The following is a 17,802-nucleotide window of genomic DNA, read 5'->3' as shown; positions in this document are numbered from 1 at the left end:
CCTGATCGAACAACGCTCAGCCCGAAACACGCGACCGTCGCACCGTCGGAACAAGGACCCACATGGCTTCCATCATCACCTCGCTGAACACGACCCAGATCGCCGGGTTGTCGACTCGCTCGATCGCAGGATTCGGGACCGAAGACTGGGCCGCGTTCAGCTCCGACCAGATCGCCGCGCTGACCACCGCGCAGTTCGCCGCGATCCCGGCCGCCTCGATCTTCGCGATCAACACGTCGGTCATCGCCGCCATCGAGACGCGTGACCTGCGCATGCTCGGCGCCGCGACGGTCAAGGCCCTGACGACCGACCAGCTCTCCGTGATGACGAGCGACCAGCTCGGCTCGCTCACCACGGCGCAAGTCGCCGCGCTGACCACCGCGCAGATCGCGAGCCTGTCTACCGACGACCTGAACGCGTTCACCCCGACGCAGTTCGCCGCGCTGACCTCGGCGCAGGCCGCGGCGCTGACCGCCGGCCAGATCGCCAAGCTCGAGACGGCCGACCTCGCCGCGCTGAACGTCGCCGCCATCAAGGCCTTCGACTCCGCCGACATCGCCCTGCTGACCACCGACCACATCAACGCGCTGGGCACCGCCCAGATCAACGCGCTGACCGCCTCGCAGGTCGCAGGCCTCACGACCGACCAGATCGCCAAGCTCGACTCCGCCGACCTGCGCGCCCTGTCCTCCGGCGCGCTGCGTGCGCTGACCGACGCGCAGCTGGGTGCCCTGAACTCCGAACAGATCGCCTCGCTGAGCAACGCGCAGGTCGCCTCGCTGACCACCGCGCAGATCGCCGGTCTCTCCACCGATGACCTGAACGCGCTGAGCTCCGCCCAGTTCGCCGCCCTCACCTCCGACCAGGCCTCGGCGCTGACCGCCGGCCAGATCGCCAAGCTCGAGACGGCCGACCTCGCCACGCTGACCCCGGCCGCCATCCGCACGCTGGGCTCCGACGACATCGCGCTGCTGAGCACCGACCAGATCGCCGCCCTCACCTCGGCGCAAGTTGCCGTGCTGTCGAGCGCGCAAGTCGCCGGCCTCACCACCGACCAGATCGGCAAGATCGAGACCGCCGACCTCCGCGCCCTGTCCACCGCCGCCCTGCGCGCGCTGACCGACGCCCAGCTGGGTGCCCTGACCTCCGACCAGATCGGCGTGCTGACGACCGGCCAGGTCGCCTCGCTGAGCAGCAGCCAGATCGCCGGCCTGTCCACCGCCGACCTCAACGCCCTCGGCACCGGCCAGTTCGCCGCGCTGACCTCGGCGCAAGTGGCCGGACTGACCACCGACCAGATCTCGCACCTCGAATCCGCCGACCTGCGCGCCCTCACGCCGGCCGCGCTGCGTGCCCTGACCGACGCCCAACTCGGCGCCCTGACCTCCGACCAGGTCGGCTCGCTGACGAACGCGCAAGTCGCCGCGCTGAGCACCGCCCAGGTCTCCGGCCTGTCCACCGATGACCTGAACGCGCTGACCTCGGCCCAGTTCGCCGCGCTGACCTCGGCCCAGGTGGGTTCGCTCACCGCCGGCCAGCTCGGCAAGCTCGAGACCGCCGACCTCGCCGCGATGGACGTGAAGGCCCTCGACTCGGCCGACATCGCCGTGCTGACGACCGACCACATCGTGGCCCTCGGCACCGCCCAGTTCGCCTCGCTGACCGCCGCCCAGGTGGCCGGCCTGACCACCGACCAGATCGCCAAGATCGAGTCCGCCGACCTGCGTGCCATGACCCCGGCCGCGCTGCGCGCCCTGACCGACGCGCAACTCGGTGCCCTGACGTCCGACCAGATCGGCTCGCTGACCACCGCCCAGGTGTCCGGCCTGTCCACCTCGCAGATCGCCGGCCTGTCGACCGACGACCTCAACGCGCTGACCGCCGCCCAGTTCGCCTCGCTGACCTCGGCCCAGGTCGCCGCGCTGACCGGCGGCCAGATCGCCAAGCTCGAAACGGCCGACCTCGCCGCGCTGAGCCCGAACGCGATCCGCTCGCTGGGTTCGGAAGACGTCGCCCTGCTGACCACCGACCAGATCGTCGCCCTGACCTCGGCGCAAGTCGCCGTGCTGTCGAGCGCACAAGTCGCCGGCCTCACCACCGACCAGATCGGCAAGATCGAATCGGGTGACCTGCGTGCCCTCTCCACCGCCGCGCTGCGTGCGCTGACCGACGACCAGCTCGGTGCCCTGACCTCCGACCAGTTCGGCGCCCTGACGACCGGCCAGGTCGCCTCGCTGAGCAGCAGCCAGATCGCCGGCCTGTCGACCGCCGACCTCAACGCCCTCGGCACCGGCCAGTTCGCCGCGCTGAGCGCCGCGCAGGTGGCCGGCCTCACCACCGACCAGATCAGCAAGCTCGAATCGGCCGACCTGCGTGCCCTCACGCCGGCCGCGCTGCGCGCCCTGACGGACGCCCAGCTGGGTGCCCTGACCTCCGACCAGGTCGGTTCGCTGACGAACGCCCAGGTCTCGTCGCTCACGACCTCGCAGATCGCCGGCCTCTCGACCGATGACCTGAACGCCCTCGGCACGGCCCAGTTCGCCGCGCTGACGTCCGCGCAAGTGGGCTCGCTCACCGCCGGCCAGCTCGGCAAGCTCGAGACCGCCGACATCGCCGCGATGGACGTGAAGGCCCTCGACTCGGCCGACATCGCCGTGCTGACGACCGACCACATCACGGCCCTGGGCACCGCCCAGTTCGCCTCGCTGACCGCCGCGCAAGTCGCCGGCCTCACGACCGACCAGATCGCCAAGATCGAGTCGTCCGACCTGCGCGCCATGACCCCGGCCGCGCTGCGCGCGCTGACCGACGCGCAGCTCGGCGCCCTGACCTCCGACCAGATCGGTTCGCTGACCACCGCCCAGGTGGCCGGCCTGTCCACCTCGCAGATCGCCGGCCTCTCGACCGATGACCTGAACGCCCTCGGCACCGCCCAGTTCGCCGCGCTGACCGCCGACCAGGCCGGCGCGCTGACGGCGGGCCAGATCGCCAAGCTCGAGACCGCCGACATCGCCGCCCTGAGCCCGGCCGCCGTGCGCGCCCTGGGTTCGGAAGACATCGCGCTGCTGACCACCGACCAGATCGTCGCCCTGACGGCCGCTCAAGTCGCCGTGCTGTCGAGCGCCCAGGTCGCCGGCCTGACCACCGACCAGATCGGCAAGATCGAATCCGCCGACCTGCGTGCCCTGTCGACCGGCGCGATCCGCGCCCTGACCGACGCGCAGCTGGGTGCCCTGACCTCCGACCAGATCGGCGTGCTGACCACCGCGCAAGTGAGCGCCCTGAGCAGCAGCCAGATCGCCGGCCTGTCGACCGCCGACCTCAACGCCCTCGGCACCGGCCAGTTCGCCTCGCTGAGCGCGGCGCAGGTCGCGGGCCTCACCACCGACCAGATCGCCCACCTCGAATCCGCCGACCTGCGTGCCCTCACGCCGGCCGCGCTGCGCGCCCTGACGGACGCCCAGCTGGGTGCCCTGACCTCCGACCAGATGGGCGCGCTGACGAACGCGCAAGTCTCGTCGCTGACGACCTCGCAGATCGCCGGCCTCTCGACCGATGACCTGAACGCCCTGTCCTCGGCCCAGTTCGCCGCCCTCGGCTCCGCCCAGGTCGCTTCGCTGACCGCCGGCCAGCTCGGCAAGCTCGAAACCGCCGACATCGCCGCGATGGACGTCAAGGCGCTCGACTCGGCCGACATCGCCGTGCTGACCACCGACCACATCGTGGCCCTGGGCACCGCCCAGTTCGCCTCGCTGACCGCCGCGCAAGTCGCCGGCCTGACGACCGACCAGATCACGAAGATCGAATCGGCCGACCTGCGTGCGATGACCCCGGCCGCGCTGCGCGCCCTGACCGACGCCCAGCTCGGTGCCCTGACCTCCGACCAGATCGGTTCGCTGACGACCGCGCAAGTGGCGTCGCTGACCACGTCGCAGATCGCCGGCCTGTCGACCGATGACCTCAACGCGCTGACCGCCACGCAGTTCGCCGCGCTGACCTCGGTGCAGACCGCCGCCCTGCTCGGCACGCAGATCGCCAAGCTCGAAACGGCCGACCTCGCCGCCCTGAACCCGAACGCGCTGCGTGCCCTGGGTTCGGAAGACGTGGCCGTGCTGACCACCGACCAGATCGTCGCGCTGACCTCGGCCCAGTTCGCCGCCCTCACGAGCGCCCAGGTCGCCGGCCTCACCAGCGACCAGATCGCCAAGATCGAATCGGGTGACCTGCGCGCCCTGTCCACTGCGACGCTGCGCACGCTGACCTCCGACCAGGTCGCCGCGATGACCAGCGACCAGCTGGCCTCGCTGACCTCGGCCCAGATCGCCTCGCTGGCCACGAACCCGAACCAGCTCTCCGGCCTGTCCACCGCCGACATCGTCGCGCTGACCTCGGCCCAGATCGCCGCGCTCAACAGCGCCCAGCTGGCCTCGCTGACGTCCGACCAGATCGCCGCGATCGAGACGGGTGACATCCGCGCCCTGTCCGTCAACGCCCTGCGCGGCCTGACCGACGCCCAGCTCGGCGCCCTGACCTCCGACCAGTTCGCCGCGCTGACCAACGCCCAGGTCGCCGGCCTGACGACCTCGCAGATCGCCGGCCTCGCCACCAACGACCTGAACGCCCTCACCTCGGTGCAGTTCGCCGCCCTGAGCTCGGCCCAGGTCGACGCGATGACCACCGCCCAGATCGGCAAGCTCGAGACCGCCGACGTCGCCGCGCTGACCGCCGCCGCCGTCCGCGGCCTGAGCTCGGACGACATCGCCGCGCTGACCACCGACCAGATCGTCGCCCTCGGCACCGCCCAGGTCGCCGCGCTGTCGGCCGCCCAAGTCGCCGGCCTGACGACCGACCAGATCGGCAAGATCGAATCGGCCGACCTGCGTGCCCTGTCCACCGCCGCCGTGCGCGCCCTCACGGACGCCCAGCTCGGCGCGCTGACCTCCGACCAGATGTCGGTGCTGACCACGGCGCAGGTGAACGCGCTGAGCAGCGGCCAGATCGCCGGCCTGACCACCGGTGACCTGAACGCCCTCTCCACCGCGCACTTCGCCGCGCTGACCTCGGCACAGGTGGCGGGCCTCACCACCGACCAGATCAGCAAGCTCGAATCGGCCGACCTGCGTGCCCTCACGCCGGCCGCGCTGCGCGCCCTGACGGACGCCCAGCTGGGTGCCCTCACCTCCGACCAGGTCGGCTCGCTGACGAACGCGCAAGTCGCCTCGCTGACCACGTCGCAAGTGGCCGGCCTCTCGACCGATGACCTGAACGCCCTGACCTCGGCCCAGTTCGCCGCGCTGACCTCGGCGCAAGTGGGTTCGCTGACCGCCGGCCAGCTCGGCAAGCTCGAGACCGCCGACATCGCCGCGATGGACGTCAAGGCGCTCGACTCGGCCGACATCGCCGTGCTGACCACCGACCACATCGTGGCCCTGGGCACCGCCCAGTTCGCCTCGCTGACGGCCGCACAAGTCGCCGGCCTGACGACCGACCAGATCGCCAAGATCGAATCGTCCGACCTGCGTGCGATGACCCCGGCCGCGCTGCGCGCCCTCACGGACGCCCAACTCGGCGCCCTGACCTCCGACCAGATGGGTTCGCTGACGACCGCGCAAGTGGCGTCGCTGACCACGTCGCAGATCGCCGGCCTGTCCACCGATGACCTGAACGCGCTGTCGTCGGCCCAGTTCGCCGCGCTGACCGCCGACCAGGCCGGTGCGCTGACCGCCGGCCAGATCGCCAAGCTGGAGACGGCCGACCTCGCCGCGCTGAACGCCGCCGCCATCCGTGCGCTGGGTTCCGCCGAAGTCGCCCTGCTGACCACCGACCAGATCGTCGCCCTGACCTCGGCGCAAGTCGCCGTGCTGTCGAGCGCCCAGGTCGCCGGCCTCACCACCGACCAGATCGGCAAGATCGAATCGGCCGACCTGCGTGCCCTGTCGACCGCCGCGCTGCGCGCCTTCACCGACGCGCAACTCGGTGCCCTGACGTCCGACCAGATCGGTGTGCTGACCACCGCGCAAGTGAGCGCGCTGAGCAGCAGCCAGATCGCCGGCCTCTCGACGGCCGACCTGAACGCCCTCGGCACGAACCAGTTCGCCGCCCTGAGCGCCGCGCAGGTCGCGGGCCTCACCACCGACCAGATCTCGCACCTGGAATCGGCCGACCTGCGTGCCCTCACGCCGGCCGCGCTGCGCGCCCTCACCGACGCGCAACTGGGTGCGCTGACGTCCGACCAGATCGGTTCGCTGACGAACGCACAAGTCACCTCGCTCACGACCGCGCAGATCGCCGGCCTCTCGACCGATGACCTGAACGCCCTGTCCTCGGCCCAGTTCGCCGCCCTCGGCTCCGCCCAGGTCGCCGCGCTGACCGCCGGCCAGCTCGGCAAGCTCGAAACCGCGGACATCGCCGCGATGGACGTCAAGGCGCTCGACTCGGCCGACATCGCCGTGCTGACCACCGACCACATCGTGGCCCTGGGCACCGCCCAGTTCGCCTCGCTGACGGCGGCCCAGGTCTCCGGCCTGACGACCGACCAGATCGCCAAGATCGAATCGGCCGACCTGCGTGCGATGACCCCGGCCGCGCTGCGCGCCCTCACGGACGCCCAACTCGGCGCCCTGACCTCCGACCAGATCGGCTCGCTGACCACGTTGCAGGTGTCTTCGCTGACGACCTCGCAAATCGCGGGCCTCTCGACCGACGACCTCAACGCGCTGACCTCCTCGCAGTTCGCCGCGCTGACCTCGGTCCAGACCTCCGCCCTGCTCGGCACGCAGATCGCCAAGCTGGAGACGGCCGACCTGGCCGCGCTGAACCCGAGCGCCATCCGCGCCCTGGGCTCGGAAGACGTGGCCCTGCTGACCACCGACCAGATCGTCGCCCTGACCTCGGCGCAGGTCGCCGTGCTGTCGAGCGCCCAGGTCGCCGGCCTGACCACCGACCAGATCGGCAAGATCGAGTCGGGTGACCTGCGCGCCCTGTCGACCGCCGCGCTGCGCGCCTTCACCGACGCGCAACTCGGTGCGCTGACGTCCGACCAGATCGGTGTGCTGACCACCGCGCAAGTGAGCGCGCTGTCCAGCAGCCAGATCGCCGGCCTGTCCACCGCCGACCTCAACGCCCTCGGCACCGGCCAGTTCGCCGCGCTGTCCTCCGCCCAGCTGGCCGGCCTCACGACCGACCAGATCGCGCACCTCGAGTCCTCGGACCTGCGTGCCCTGAGCCCGGCCTCGCTGCGTTCGCTGACCGACGCGCAACTGGGTGCCCTGACCTCCGACCAGATCGGCTCGCTGACCAACGCCCAGGTGTCCGGCCTGAGCACGGCCCAGATCGCCGGCCTGTCCACCGATGACCTGAACGCGCTGACCTCGGCCCAGTTCGCCGCCCTGACCACGGCCCAAGTCGCCGCGCTGACCGCCGGCCAGCTCGGCAAGCTCGAGACCGCCGACATCGCCGCGATGGACGTGAAGGCGCTCGACTCGGCCGACATCGCCGTGCTGACCACCGACCACATCGTGGCCCTGGGTTCCGCCCAGTTCGCCTCGCTGACGGCCGCCCAGGTCGCGGGCCTGACCACCGACCAGATCGCCAAGATCGAATCGGCCGACCTGCGTGCCCTGTCGACCGGCGCGATCCGCGCCCTGACCGACGCCCAGCTGGGTGCCCTGACGTCCGACCAGCTCGGCGCGCTGAGCACGCTGCAGGTGTCGTCGCTGACGACCGCGCAGATCGCCGGCCTGTCGACCGACGACCTCAACGCGCTGACCGCCACGCAGTTCGCCTCGCTGACCTCGGCGCAAGCCGCGGCCCTGACGGCCGGCCAGATCGGCAAGCTCGAAACCGCCGACGTGGCCGCCCTGAGCGTGGCCGCCGTCCGCGGCCTCGACTCGGCCGACATCGCCGCGCTGACGACCGACCACATCGTGGCCCTCGGCTCGGCGCAGTTCGCCGCGCTGTCGACCGCGCAGGTCGCCGGCCTCACCACCGACCAGATCGGCAAGATCGAGTCGGGTGACCTCCGCGCCCTGGCCCCGGCCTCGCTGCGTGCCTTCACCGACGACCAGCTCGGCGCACTGACCTCCGACCAGATGGCCGCCCTGACGACCGCGCAAGTGAGCGCGCTGGGCAGCAGCCAGATCGCCAGCCTGACGACGCTCGACCTCAACGCCCTCGGCACGGTGCAGTTCGCCGCGCTGAGCGCCGCCCAGGTCGCCGGCTTCACCACCGACCAGATCAGCAAGCTCGAATCCGCCGACCTGCGTTCGCTGACCACCGCCGCGCTGCGCGCCCTCACCGACGCACAACTGGGTGCACTGACCTCCGACCAGATCGGTTCGCTGACGAACGCCCAGGTGGCGGCACTCACGACCGCCCAGGTCGCGGGCCTGTCCACCGATGACCTGAACGCCCTGACCTCGGCCCAGTTCGCTGCGCTGACCACGGCCCAGGTGAACGCGCTGACGGCCGGCCAGCTCGGCAAGCTGGAGACCGCCGACATCGCCGCGATGGACATCAAGGCGCTCGACTCGGCCGACATCGCCGTGCTGACCACCGACCACATCGTGGCCCTGGGCACCGCCCAGTTCGCCTCGCTGACGGCGGCCCAGGCCGCGGGCCTCACGACCGACCAGATCGCCAAGATCGAATCGGCCGACCTGCGTGCCCTGACCCCGGCCACGCTGCGCGCCCTGACCGACGCGCAGCTCGGTGCCCTGACGTCCGACCAGCTCGGCTCGCTGACCACGCTGCAGGTGTCGTCGCTGACCACCTCGCAGATCGCCGGCCTGTCGACCGACGACCTCAACGCGCTGACCGCCACCCAGTTCGCCTCGCTGACCTCGGCGCAAGCTGCAGCTCTGACGGCCGGCCAGATCGCCAAGCTCGAGACGGCCGACGTGGCCGCCCTGAGCGCCGCCGCGGTCCGCGGCCTCGACTCGGCCGACATCGCCGCGCTGAGCACCGACCACATCGTGGCCCTGGGCACCGCCCAGTTCGCCGCGCTGACCTCGGCCCACGTGGCGGGTCTCACGACCGACCAGATCGGCAAGATCGAATCGGCGGACCTCCGTGCCCTGTCGACCGGCGCGCTCCGCGCGCTGACCGACGCCCAGCTGGGTGCGCTGACCTCCGACCAGATCGCGTCGCTGACGACCGGCCAGGTCGCCTCGCTGACGACGGACCAGATCAAGGGTCTGTCGACGGCCGACCTGAATGCGATGGACACGGCCCAGTTCGCCGCGTTGACCGCGGCGCAGGCAGCGGCCCTGACGACGGACCAGATCGCGCACCTCGAAACCGCGGACCTCCGCGCCCTGAACGTCTTCTCGCTGCGTGCGCTCGATACGTCTCAACTCGCCGCACTGAGCTCTGACCAGATCAGCTCGCTCAGCAACCTGCAAGTGTCGACGCTGTCGACCCTGCAGATCGCGGGCCTCGGCTCGGATGACCTGAACGCGCTCACCTCGAGCCAGTTCAGCGCCATCACCGCCACCCAGGCGGTCGCGTTCACCACGGCTCAGATCAGCACCCTCGAAACCGCCGACGTGGCCGCACTCAGCACCGCCGCCATCCGCGCCTTCACGACGGATGAAATCGCGGCGCTGACCACGGCCCACTTCGAAGCCATGGGCACCGCGCAGTTCGCGGCGCTGACGGCCACGCAAGCGGCGGCGATCCAGACGATCGACATGTCGCACATCGAGACCGCCGACCTCCGCGCATTCAGCAGTGCAGCACTGCGCGCGCTGTCGACCGATCAGATCGACGCGATGACGACGGATCAGTTGACCTCGCTGACAAACGCGCAGCTGTCGAGCCTGACCACGCTCCAGATGGCCGGTCTCACGACGGCCGACCTGGACGCCTTCACCTCGACCCAGTTCGCCGCGTTCACGTCGGCACAGATCGGTGCGCTGACCACCAGCCAGTGGGTCTCGCTCGACAGCCATGACATCTCGGCGCTCACGCAGGCCCAGATGAAGGGGCTGACGACCGAGCAGATCGCAGCGTTCACGACCGACCAGATCGCCGGCCTCGAATCGCAGGACATCGCTGCCCTGTCGATGACGCAAGTGGCCGCGTTCGAGACGGTGGACGTCCAGCAGATGCAGGGCGGCCAACTCGACGCCTACATCGCCGCCTCGCCGATCGTGCTCGACCTCGACGGCAACGGCGTGTCGACGACGGCAGCCGCCCACGGCGTGATGTTCGACCTGAACGGCACCGGCAACGCCGCCAAGGTGGGCTGGGCCTCGGCCACCGACGGCATCCTGGTGATGGACCGCAACCACGACGGCAAGATCAACGACGGCACCGAACTCTTCGGTGTGGCGACGATCGGCGCCGACGGCAAGCGGGCCGGCAACGGTTACGTGGCCATGTCGTTCGAGGACACCAACAAGGACATGAAGCTCGACGCCAGCGACGAGCACTTCAAGGACCTGCGTGTCTGGATCGACGCCAACCAGGACGGCAAGACGGACGAAGGTGAACTGAAGACGCTGGAAGAGCTGGGCATCGTCTCACTCAACCTGAACCATCAGGTGGGCACCGAAGTCGACAACGGCAACCTGCTGGGCCTGGTGTCGAACTACACGACGAAGGACGGCGCGGACCACGCGATGGCCGACGTCTGGTTCGCGAAGGACACTACCCCGGCCGCGGCCAACGTGACCATCACCGACGTGCTGGCCGCTCCGACCGCCGACCTCACGGCTGGCCTGACGAGCTCCGCGGTGACGCAGGCCTCGACGGCTGTGAGCCACGCCAGCATCGGCACGGTGTCGCGCTCGCTGCTCGACGACGACAACAAGCCGCTGCCGCTGATCTGATCACCTGACCGGTTGGGTCCTCGGCCCGCCTGGCCAGCTTCCTTCGGGGGGTTGGTGAGGCGGGCCGATTTTTTTTCATTGCGCCGGGCGGAGTTCCCTCGGCCGCAGCCCATGTTCCTTGCCGGCCCACGCCACGGCCTTGACCATGTTGCCGTTGAACTTTTCGCCCGAGACTTGGTCCAGTGCGACCAGCAACTGCCCAGGGTCGACGACGTTCGGGTGCCCACACAGGAGGAGGATGTCCCGCACGATGCTACGCCGGTCCGCGTCGGCGGCCCGCTGGAACCACGGGACGGCCACGACCGCATAGGCCGCTGCCAGGCGGCCCGCCGTGAAGTCGTCCCGTTCGCCCATGAGCCGGTCGCGCAGCGTGGTCCCGGCCAGCTTCAGGGCCTCGACGTCGTCGAGTTCGGACGAGACGGAAGCGTAGGCCTCGGCCAACTCGCCGAGGCCGGCGGCGGTCTTCTCCTCGAGCATCAGGCCACGCAGCACCGTCACCTCCGAGCCGCGCGGATCGACGCCTTGCAGGCGCCGGGCGACTTCCGTGTAGGCCTCGAAGAACCGCGCAGAACGAGCCTCGCTGCGGGATTCCGTCCATTGCGCCCGCAGCGCCACCGCAGCCGCCCTCAGCAGTTGCGGGTCACGCACATTGCCAGCCGCCGCAGCGTAGGGGCTGGCGAACTGGTCGACGACGTTGCGTTCCTTCAACTGGACCAGTGCGTGCTGCCACGCCAACATCTCCGCCTTCAAGGCATCGACGTCCTTCAGTTGCCGCACCACCGCGCCATACGCCACCGCCAGGCCGCCCGCCCAGTCGGGCCGGGTCTCTTGCAGCAGCGATTCCCGCAACTCGCCCGCTTGTGTCTTCACCTCCAACGGGTCCTGCAACCGACGAGCCGTGGCGGCATAGAGCGATCCCCAGGTCTCGGCGAAGCCGACTGCGAGGTCCTGCGCCTGCACTTCCCGCAGCGCGACCAGTTCCGCCTTGATTTCCGCAGGATCCTTGAGCAGCGTCGAAACCCTGACGTAGGACTTGGTCAGGTTGATCATCCTGCGGCGAATGATCTGGGCGCGTGCACTGGGTGTGGCTCCGTCGCCCGGCCGTTCGGCTTCGAACAGGCGGCCACGAATCGAGGAAAGGGCGGACTTCGCCCCTCGCAACTCTGGCGTACGCTCGGCCAACGCGACATAGACATCGATGCACCGCGACGTGGTCCGTCCGTCGAGGTCGATGTCCCTTGGCCTCGAAAGTGCGCCCAGCAACTCACCGGCCTCCGACACGGTGAACGACCGGTCGGCCAGGCGGCCCAGCACCGCGACATAGGTTCGGCCCAGACGCTCGGAGAGCTGCATCCACCGTTCTTCGACCAACACCTCGCGCAGCGCCGTCGCTGCCGACCTGAGGGCATCGGCTTCCGTTCGATCCAGCCGCAATGCGGCCGCCCCGTAGGCCGAGACCAGCATGCCGGCTCTCGCGCCTCCCTTCTCGGTCTGCCATTGATCCCGCAGCGCGTCCGTTGCCGACCGCACCGCGACGGGATCCCGCAGCAGCGCGATCACATCTTCATAGACGCCGAATGCGCCCTTGAGAATTTTGGGATCTCCCTTCTGTATCCAGGTCCGCAGTACCGCCTCCGAGGACGTGATGATCGCGTCGTCCTTCAACTGCGTGACCACCGTCGCATAGGCAGACATCCGCTCGGCCCGCGTCTCGGCATCTTCCTCGTCGCTGAGTGTGCTCCGCAACACGGTGGCCTCTTTCTTCAGCACCTCAGGGTCACGCACGCGCATGACCAACGCCTTGTACAGATCCCCGAAGGTCGTGAGGCCGAGCGCTTTCGGTTTGCTCAGGAATCTTTCGCGAACCAGGACCATCTCCGCGCTCACCGCCCGAGGCTCCTCCAGTCGACCTGTCACCTCCTGATAGATGCCTTTCAGCAGATCCTGGCGTTCGATCAGCTCCTCGCTGAACAACGGAGCCCGCCACGCATCCACCTCCGACTGGACGACAGCCGGATCCGACAGCCTCGAGGCCACGTTCACGTACACCCGGACCATGGCCGCCGCCAACGCGTTGTCCGACTCCTTGAGGATCCGATCCCTCAGCATCCGGGCCGACTCCCGCGTCGTAGCCGCCTCGAAGCCTGCATGCGCGAGCGGCCATCCGCTGGCAGTCACCCGCTCCAGAAGCAACGGGCGCCCCTGGACCAGTTCATGCAGCCGGGTGCGAAGCCGCTCGTCCGCGAGCCACACCTCCAGCACCGCCTGGCTGCTGCCACTCGAACCGATCCGGTCCACAAGTTCCCGGGCCCGCTCAGTCAGCAACCGCGACTGATTCCAGCCGACGGCCAGCAGGACCGCTGCCACCAGGCAGGCGGCGATCACCGCCTGCTTGAGCACGCTCAACCCGACGTATCGCCCCGACTCACCGAACGACAGGCGCCGCCGCCCCCGCTCCCATCCGATGCGCGCGAGCACGAGTGGCGCCAGCAGCACCAGCCACCGCTCACGCCAGCCCGTGGCTGCGGAGAAGCGCGCATGTCCGTCACGCAGTGCACTGGCCCAGCGATCCGCTTGCCGGGCCTCGCCGATCACGGCCCGGGCCAGGTAGTCGTGGTCCAGCTGCCAGGCGTGCCCCCGATCGGCCGACTCCGCCGGCCGCGCCACCTCGGCATCCTGCAACGTGCCCAGGATGGCCTCGGCGCGCTGGCGATCGCCCGCGGCCGCGCTCAGGTCCGACAGCGTCGCACGCTGGGCCTTCGGCGCCCGGTTTGCGTTCCCTGGCAGCACCAGCCTCGCCAGCACCGCCCGCGCGCGGCGCAGGGCGGTCTCGCCCCCACCCTCCGCGCGCGCGGCCTGTCTCAGCGCATGCGAGACCATCAGGGTCTCGACTCCACGCAGGCCCCCCACCGCGAGGTACCGCCGTGGTGTCAGGAGCCCCAGCTGGCGCAGGCCCAGCAGCACGGTGCGCACCTGCTGCATCAGGATCGCGCCCTCCGCCTTCAGATCGCGCTCTAGCCTCTCGCGCAGTTCGTGCCACCCCTCGGCCGGATTGCTGACGACCTGCGGCTTCGCGTCGTCCGGTGCCACGTTCAGCAGCAAGGGACGGAGGTACTCGTTGTCGATCCTCGGCAGGCTCCGGGTCGCGAGCCGGTCTTCCGGCAGGAACCTGACGGAAGCCAAGCCGGCCGCCGTGTCGGAGCGGGTCACCACCAGCAGGTGCAGGCGCCCCGCCTCGATCGCGTCGCGCACGATGCGCCAGAACACGTTGCCTTCCGCAAGCGCCGTCGGCGTCAGCCAGTTGCCCTCTGGATCGAGGAAGCGGGCGCGGTGCTGCGCCTGGTGATCGTCGAACTGGTCGGCGATCAACAGCGGTCGCTTGTGCAGGACCTCGTGAACCGCCTTCAACTGATGCGAGAGCAGATTCGCCAGCGCCTCCGGCGGCGCCGACAGGTCAGGGGACGTGCGCCAATCGAGGCGCTCCCGGTCCGGCACGGACAGGCGTAGCCACAGCACCTCCAGCGTGGCCGCGAGCGGGCCGTCGATCCAGCGCTCGCCCCAGTCGCGCACCAGCAAAGGCAGGAACTCTGCACCGCCTTCGAACTCGGACACCACGCCCACACCGACCAGCGCGGACTTGCCGCAGCCGGATTCACCGTCCAGCAGCACGAGCCGGTTCCGGCGAATCGTCGAAAGCAGTTCCTGCAGGTCCTTGGCTCGGCCGATGAGCGAGGCCGCATCCTTCGGCTTGAGCGTGAACAGGTCGGGCTGTTCCAGGCGGCTGGCGATGTCGTAACGGCGGAAACTTCGCCAAGCGACCACGAAGAGCCACACGACCAGCACGCCTGCGACGACCCGCGGCGTCCAGGGAAGCAGCACGTCGGGCAGCATCCCCTTCAACGATTCGTTCACCGCCGCGAAGACCGCCGCCGGAATCCCGATCACGGCGAGCAGGGCCTTGCCCGCGCCTTCCACCGTCGACAGCCACTGCCCCAAGCGCCCTGCTTCCATGACGATCCCCCCTGGATTCGCCGAGGCTCCTTGACGGGCGACTCTGTGGCCGCGCCTCGGCATGGGGAAGTCTGACGCCAATCCAGCGCAGTTCGGAGACCGGCATCATCTCGGTTGATGATGCCGCGGGCCGTGCCTCAGAACATCCCGCGCATCCACCCCGGCACCTGCAGCACCGACCGCCCCGCGAGCAACGCCAGGAACGCCTCCCGCGTCTGCCCCTCGTCCCCCCGCCGGTGCGTGTGGTCCACCCGCACCTGGTCCGTCGCCGACCGCGGCGTCCCGAGCCACTTGCGGTTCCGTTCGACGCACAGCCCCACGTCGGCCTTCGCGAGGTGCACCATCCACAGCAGCGGATCGGACACGACCGCGAACGACTCCACCGCGTAGTGGAAGCCCGGGCCCCACGTGGCGGGGCGGGAGACCAGCGCGGGCTTGAGGTACTCGGCGTTGGGCACGAGGAAGCGGCGCTGGGACGTGAGTGGCGCGGACAGGTCCACCGGCGCCTCCAGGTCCGGGTGCTGCACGAGGTCGGTCGCATGGGCCGGTTCCACGATGCGCGGCGGTCCGGGATCGGCGGCCAGGCGGGCGACGAAGGCGTCGAAGCCGTCCTGCGGCACCAGCAGCTCGTCCACGTCCACGTGGATCACCCACCGGTACTGCGTCAGCAGGAAGCGCTGGAAGCCGTTGCAGAACTGCGCGATGTTGGCCTGGTCGGCGGCGCCCCGCGGCAGGCGCACGAGCTGGGTCGCGGGCTGCAGCACCTCGCGGGCGGGCGTGGTGGAGCCGTGGTCGATCACGTAGAGGTGCTCGTTCGGCACGAAGCGCGCGTAGTGCCGCTCCCACACGCGCAGCATCGTGGGATCGTCGTAGACGTGCGTGCACACGGCCAGCTGTGCCGGCGGCACGTACGGCGCCACGCTGAAGCCGGGCAGCGGGACCGCGTTGAAGTCGACGAGGGGTGCGAAGAAGGACTGGTGGAAGGCGAGCGGCTCGGTCGCGAGCCGGCTCGCGTGGGCCGCATCGGTGATGGCCAGCACCAGTTGGGCGTCGCGGTGCGCGACGAGCACCCGCTCCACGGCGAACGCGGCGTCGTCGAGGCGGATCCAGCCGCCCTCCCCCATGCCGGTGACGGCCAGGCGATAGGCGCGCCCGTCGGCCTCGATGACGAGCCGGTGCGACCGGGGGTCGAACGACACCCGGTCGAGTTTCAGTGCAATGTCGTTGTCGGGTCCGACCCGGTATACCGTCGCCATGCGCGCTCCCTGGAGCGCGCTATCGTACGACGGCCGGGACGGCTCCTCAGGCCGCCTTGCCGGCCGCGGCGAAGCGGCTGCGGATCTCGCCGAAGGCGCGGAGGTACTCCGGGAAGCCCTGCTTGAGGTAGGCCGTCTTCAGCGCGTCGCTGACGATGGCCTCGTGCGGGTGCTGCCGGAAGCGGGTCATGGACCAGCCGAAGCCGAACGGGTTCGCGGCCTTCACGCGCCAGTGCGGCTCGGTGGCCAGCAGCAGCGAGGCCAGGCGCTCCTGGATGAACACCTTGCGCTGCGCGGCCCCGGGGTAGCTGGTGGCGGCCACGCAGCGGGCCTTCAGCACCGAGTCGGGTCCTTCGCACAGCTGGAAGAAGGCGTCGGTGATCGCGGCCCACGCGCGCCAGAAGGCGGGGCGGGCGACGAAGTAGTTCGAGAAGACGACGAGGTTGGAGTCCATCACCATCGTGCGCACGGGCTCCGGCCGGCCGATGGAGTCGAGGAAGCCTTCGACGGCCTCCATGAAACCGGGATCGAAGGTCTCGCCCTGCTCGAACACGTTCAGGAAAAACGCACCCATGTCGGGCTGCGGCGAGAACAGCACCACGTCGTGGTCGTCCGCGGCCTGAACGTACGCCGTGACCTGGGCATGGGTCAGTTCGGTCTTGCGGCCGAACTTCGGCGAGAAGAAGCCGTAGAAGGCACCCTCGTCGAGCGTCTCGCGGGCCAGGAACTGGCGGATGGGCCAGTACTCGTACCAGTCCGGCCGTTCGTTCGCGAGGTTGTCGAGCACGCGGTAGCCCGGCTCGATGGCCGCGAGCGTGGCGTCCGAGTAGGCGATCTGGTACAGGTGGACCGGCGTGGGTTGGGTCATGGTCAGGCGGCCGCGATCGCGGCCTGGAGTTCGCGCACCTTGAGCTTGAGCGGCACGAGGAAGTTGTAGGACACGCCGTCGTCGCATTCGTTGCGGTCGTACTCGGCGTACCAGGAATCGGGACGGATCAGGTTCGGGTTCGCGTCGGGTGCGCCGATGTTCTGCTTCGTCTTGCGGAAGAACTCGTGGCTCTGCACCGTGTAGTGGTTGATGCGCAGCAGGTCGTACGACGGCTCGAGGCCCTTCATCCACCCGTGGTTGATGGGGCGCAGGCGCTCGTCGAAGGTGCCCTTCGGCGTACCGAACACGTGGGACGTCTGGATGTTCACGCCCTCCTGGCGGCCGCGCACGATGGACTTCACGTGACGGTTCGGCAGGAAGTCGGTGCTGCTGTGGCGCGGGTAGTTCTGCACCACGAGGCCCTCGGTGGGTTCGTCCACGTGCCCGCTGCTGCCGTAGCAGCGCCAGTAGGCGCCGATGGCCGAGAGCTCCTGGCCGTCGAACGTGGCCAGCGCCTCGCCGATGGTGCGGTGTTTCGTGGGGTACAGGAACTCGTCGCCGTCGATGAACGCCATCCAGTCGACATCGTTGCCATGCGTGGCCCACGAATGCTGGTAGGCCGCGATCTGGGGCCGGTCGTCGGCGTCCACGCGGTGCACGGTGATGGGGTACGACTTCGACAGCTTCAGCAGCGTCTCGGTCATGCCGTCGTCCGTCTTGTGGCAGTACAGGTGGAAGCGCGTGAAGCCCATCAGCAGGTGGAAGGCCACCCATTCGACGACCCAGGGGCCGCGGTTGCGCTGGATGGAGGTGATGGCGATCTGCTGCATGGAAG

The 17,802-nt window shown here is 69.8% G+C and carries 5 protein-coding genes; 1 reads left to right on the top strand and 4 read right to left on the bottom strand.

Annotated features, from left to right (window positions below; all coding sequences use genetic code 11):
- Positions 1-62 precede the first annotated feature (62 nt).
- Positions 63-10,832: an SPM autocatalytic domain-containing protein gene (locus A4W93_RS11595; protein WP_085750752.1), complete on the top strand. Its 10,770-nt coding sequence runs from the start codon at positions 63-65 to the stop codon at positions 10,830-10,832.
- Between the two features lie 75 nt (positions 10,833-10,907).
- Here the strand turns inward: A4W93_RS11595 and A4W93_RS11590 are convergent, their stop codons facing one another.
- From A4W93_RS11590 to A4W93_RS11575, 4 genes are all read right to left on the bottom strand, one after another.
- Positions 10,908-14,828, bottom strand: a complete 3,921-nt coding sequence (locus A4W93_RS11590; protein ID WP_169726531.1) for an nSTAND1 domain-containing NTPase — start codon at positions 14,826-14,828, stop codon at positions 10,908-10,910.
- Between the two features lie 152 nt (positions 14,829-14,980).
- Positions 14,981-16,099, bottom strand: a complete 1,119-nt coding sequence (locus A4W93_RS11585) for a glycosyltransferase family protein (RefSeq protein WP_085750750.1) — start codon at positions 16,097-16,099, stop codon at positions 14,981-14,983.
- Positions 16,100-16,145: 46 nt separating this feature from the next.
- Entirely contained in the window at positions 16,146-16,967 is an 822-nt protein-coding gene (locus tag A4W93_RS11580; protein WP_085750749.1) for a hypothetical protein, read from the bottom strand.
- Positions 16,968-16,969: 2 nt separating this feature from the next.
- Positions 16,970-17,797 (bottom strand): glycosyltransferase family 92 protein, encoded by an 828-nt coding sequence (locus A4W93_RS11575; RefSeq protein WP_085750748.1) that lies wholly within the window; start codon positions 17,795-17,797, stop codon positions 16,970-16,972.
- Positions 17,798-17,802 lie beyond the last annotated feature (5 nt).

The sequence above is a fragment of the Piscinibacter gummiphilus genome (assembly GCF_002116905.1).
In the GTDB taxonomy this organism is placed as follows: domain Bacteria; phylum Pseudomonadota; class Gammaproteobacteria; order Burkholderiales; family Burkholderiaceae_C; genus Rhizobacter; species Rhizobacter gummiphilus.
This window is presented reverse-complemented; position numbering and strand designations above follow the sequence as displayed.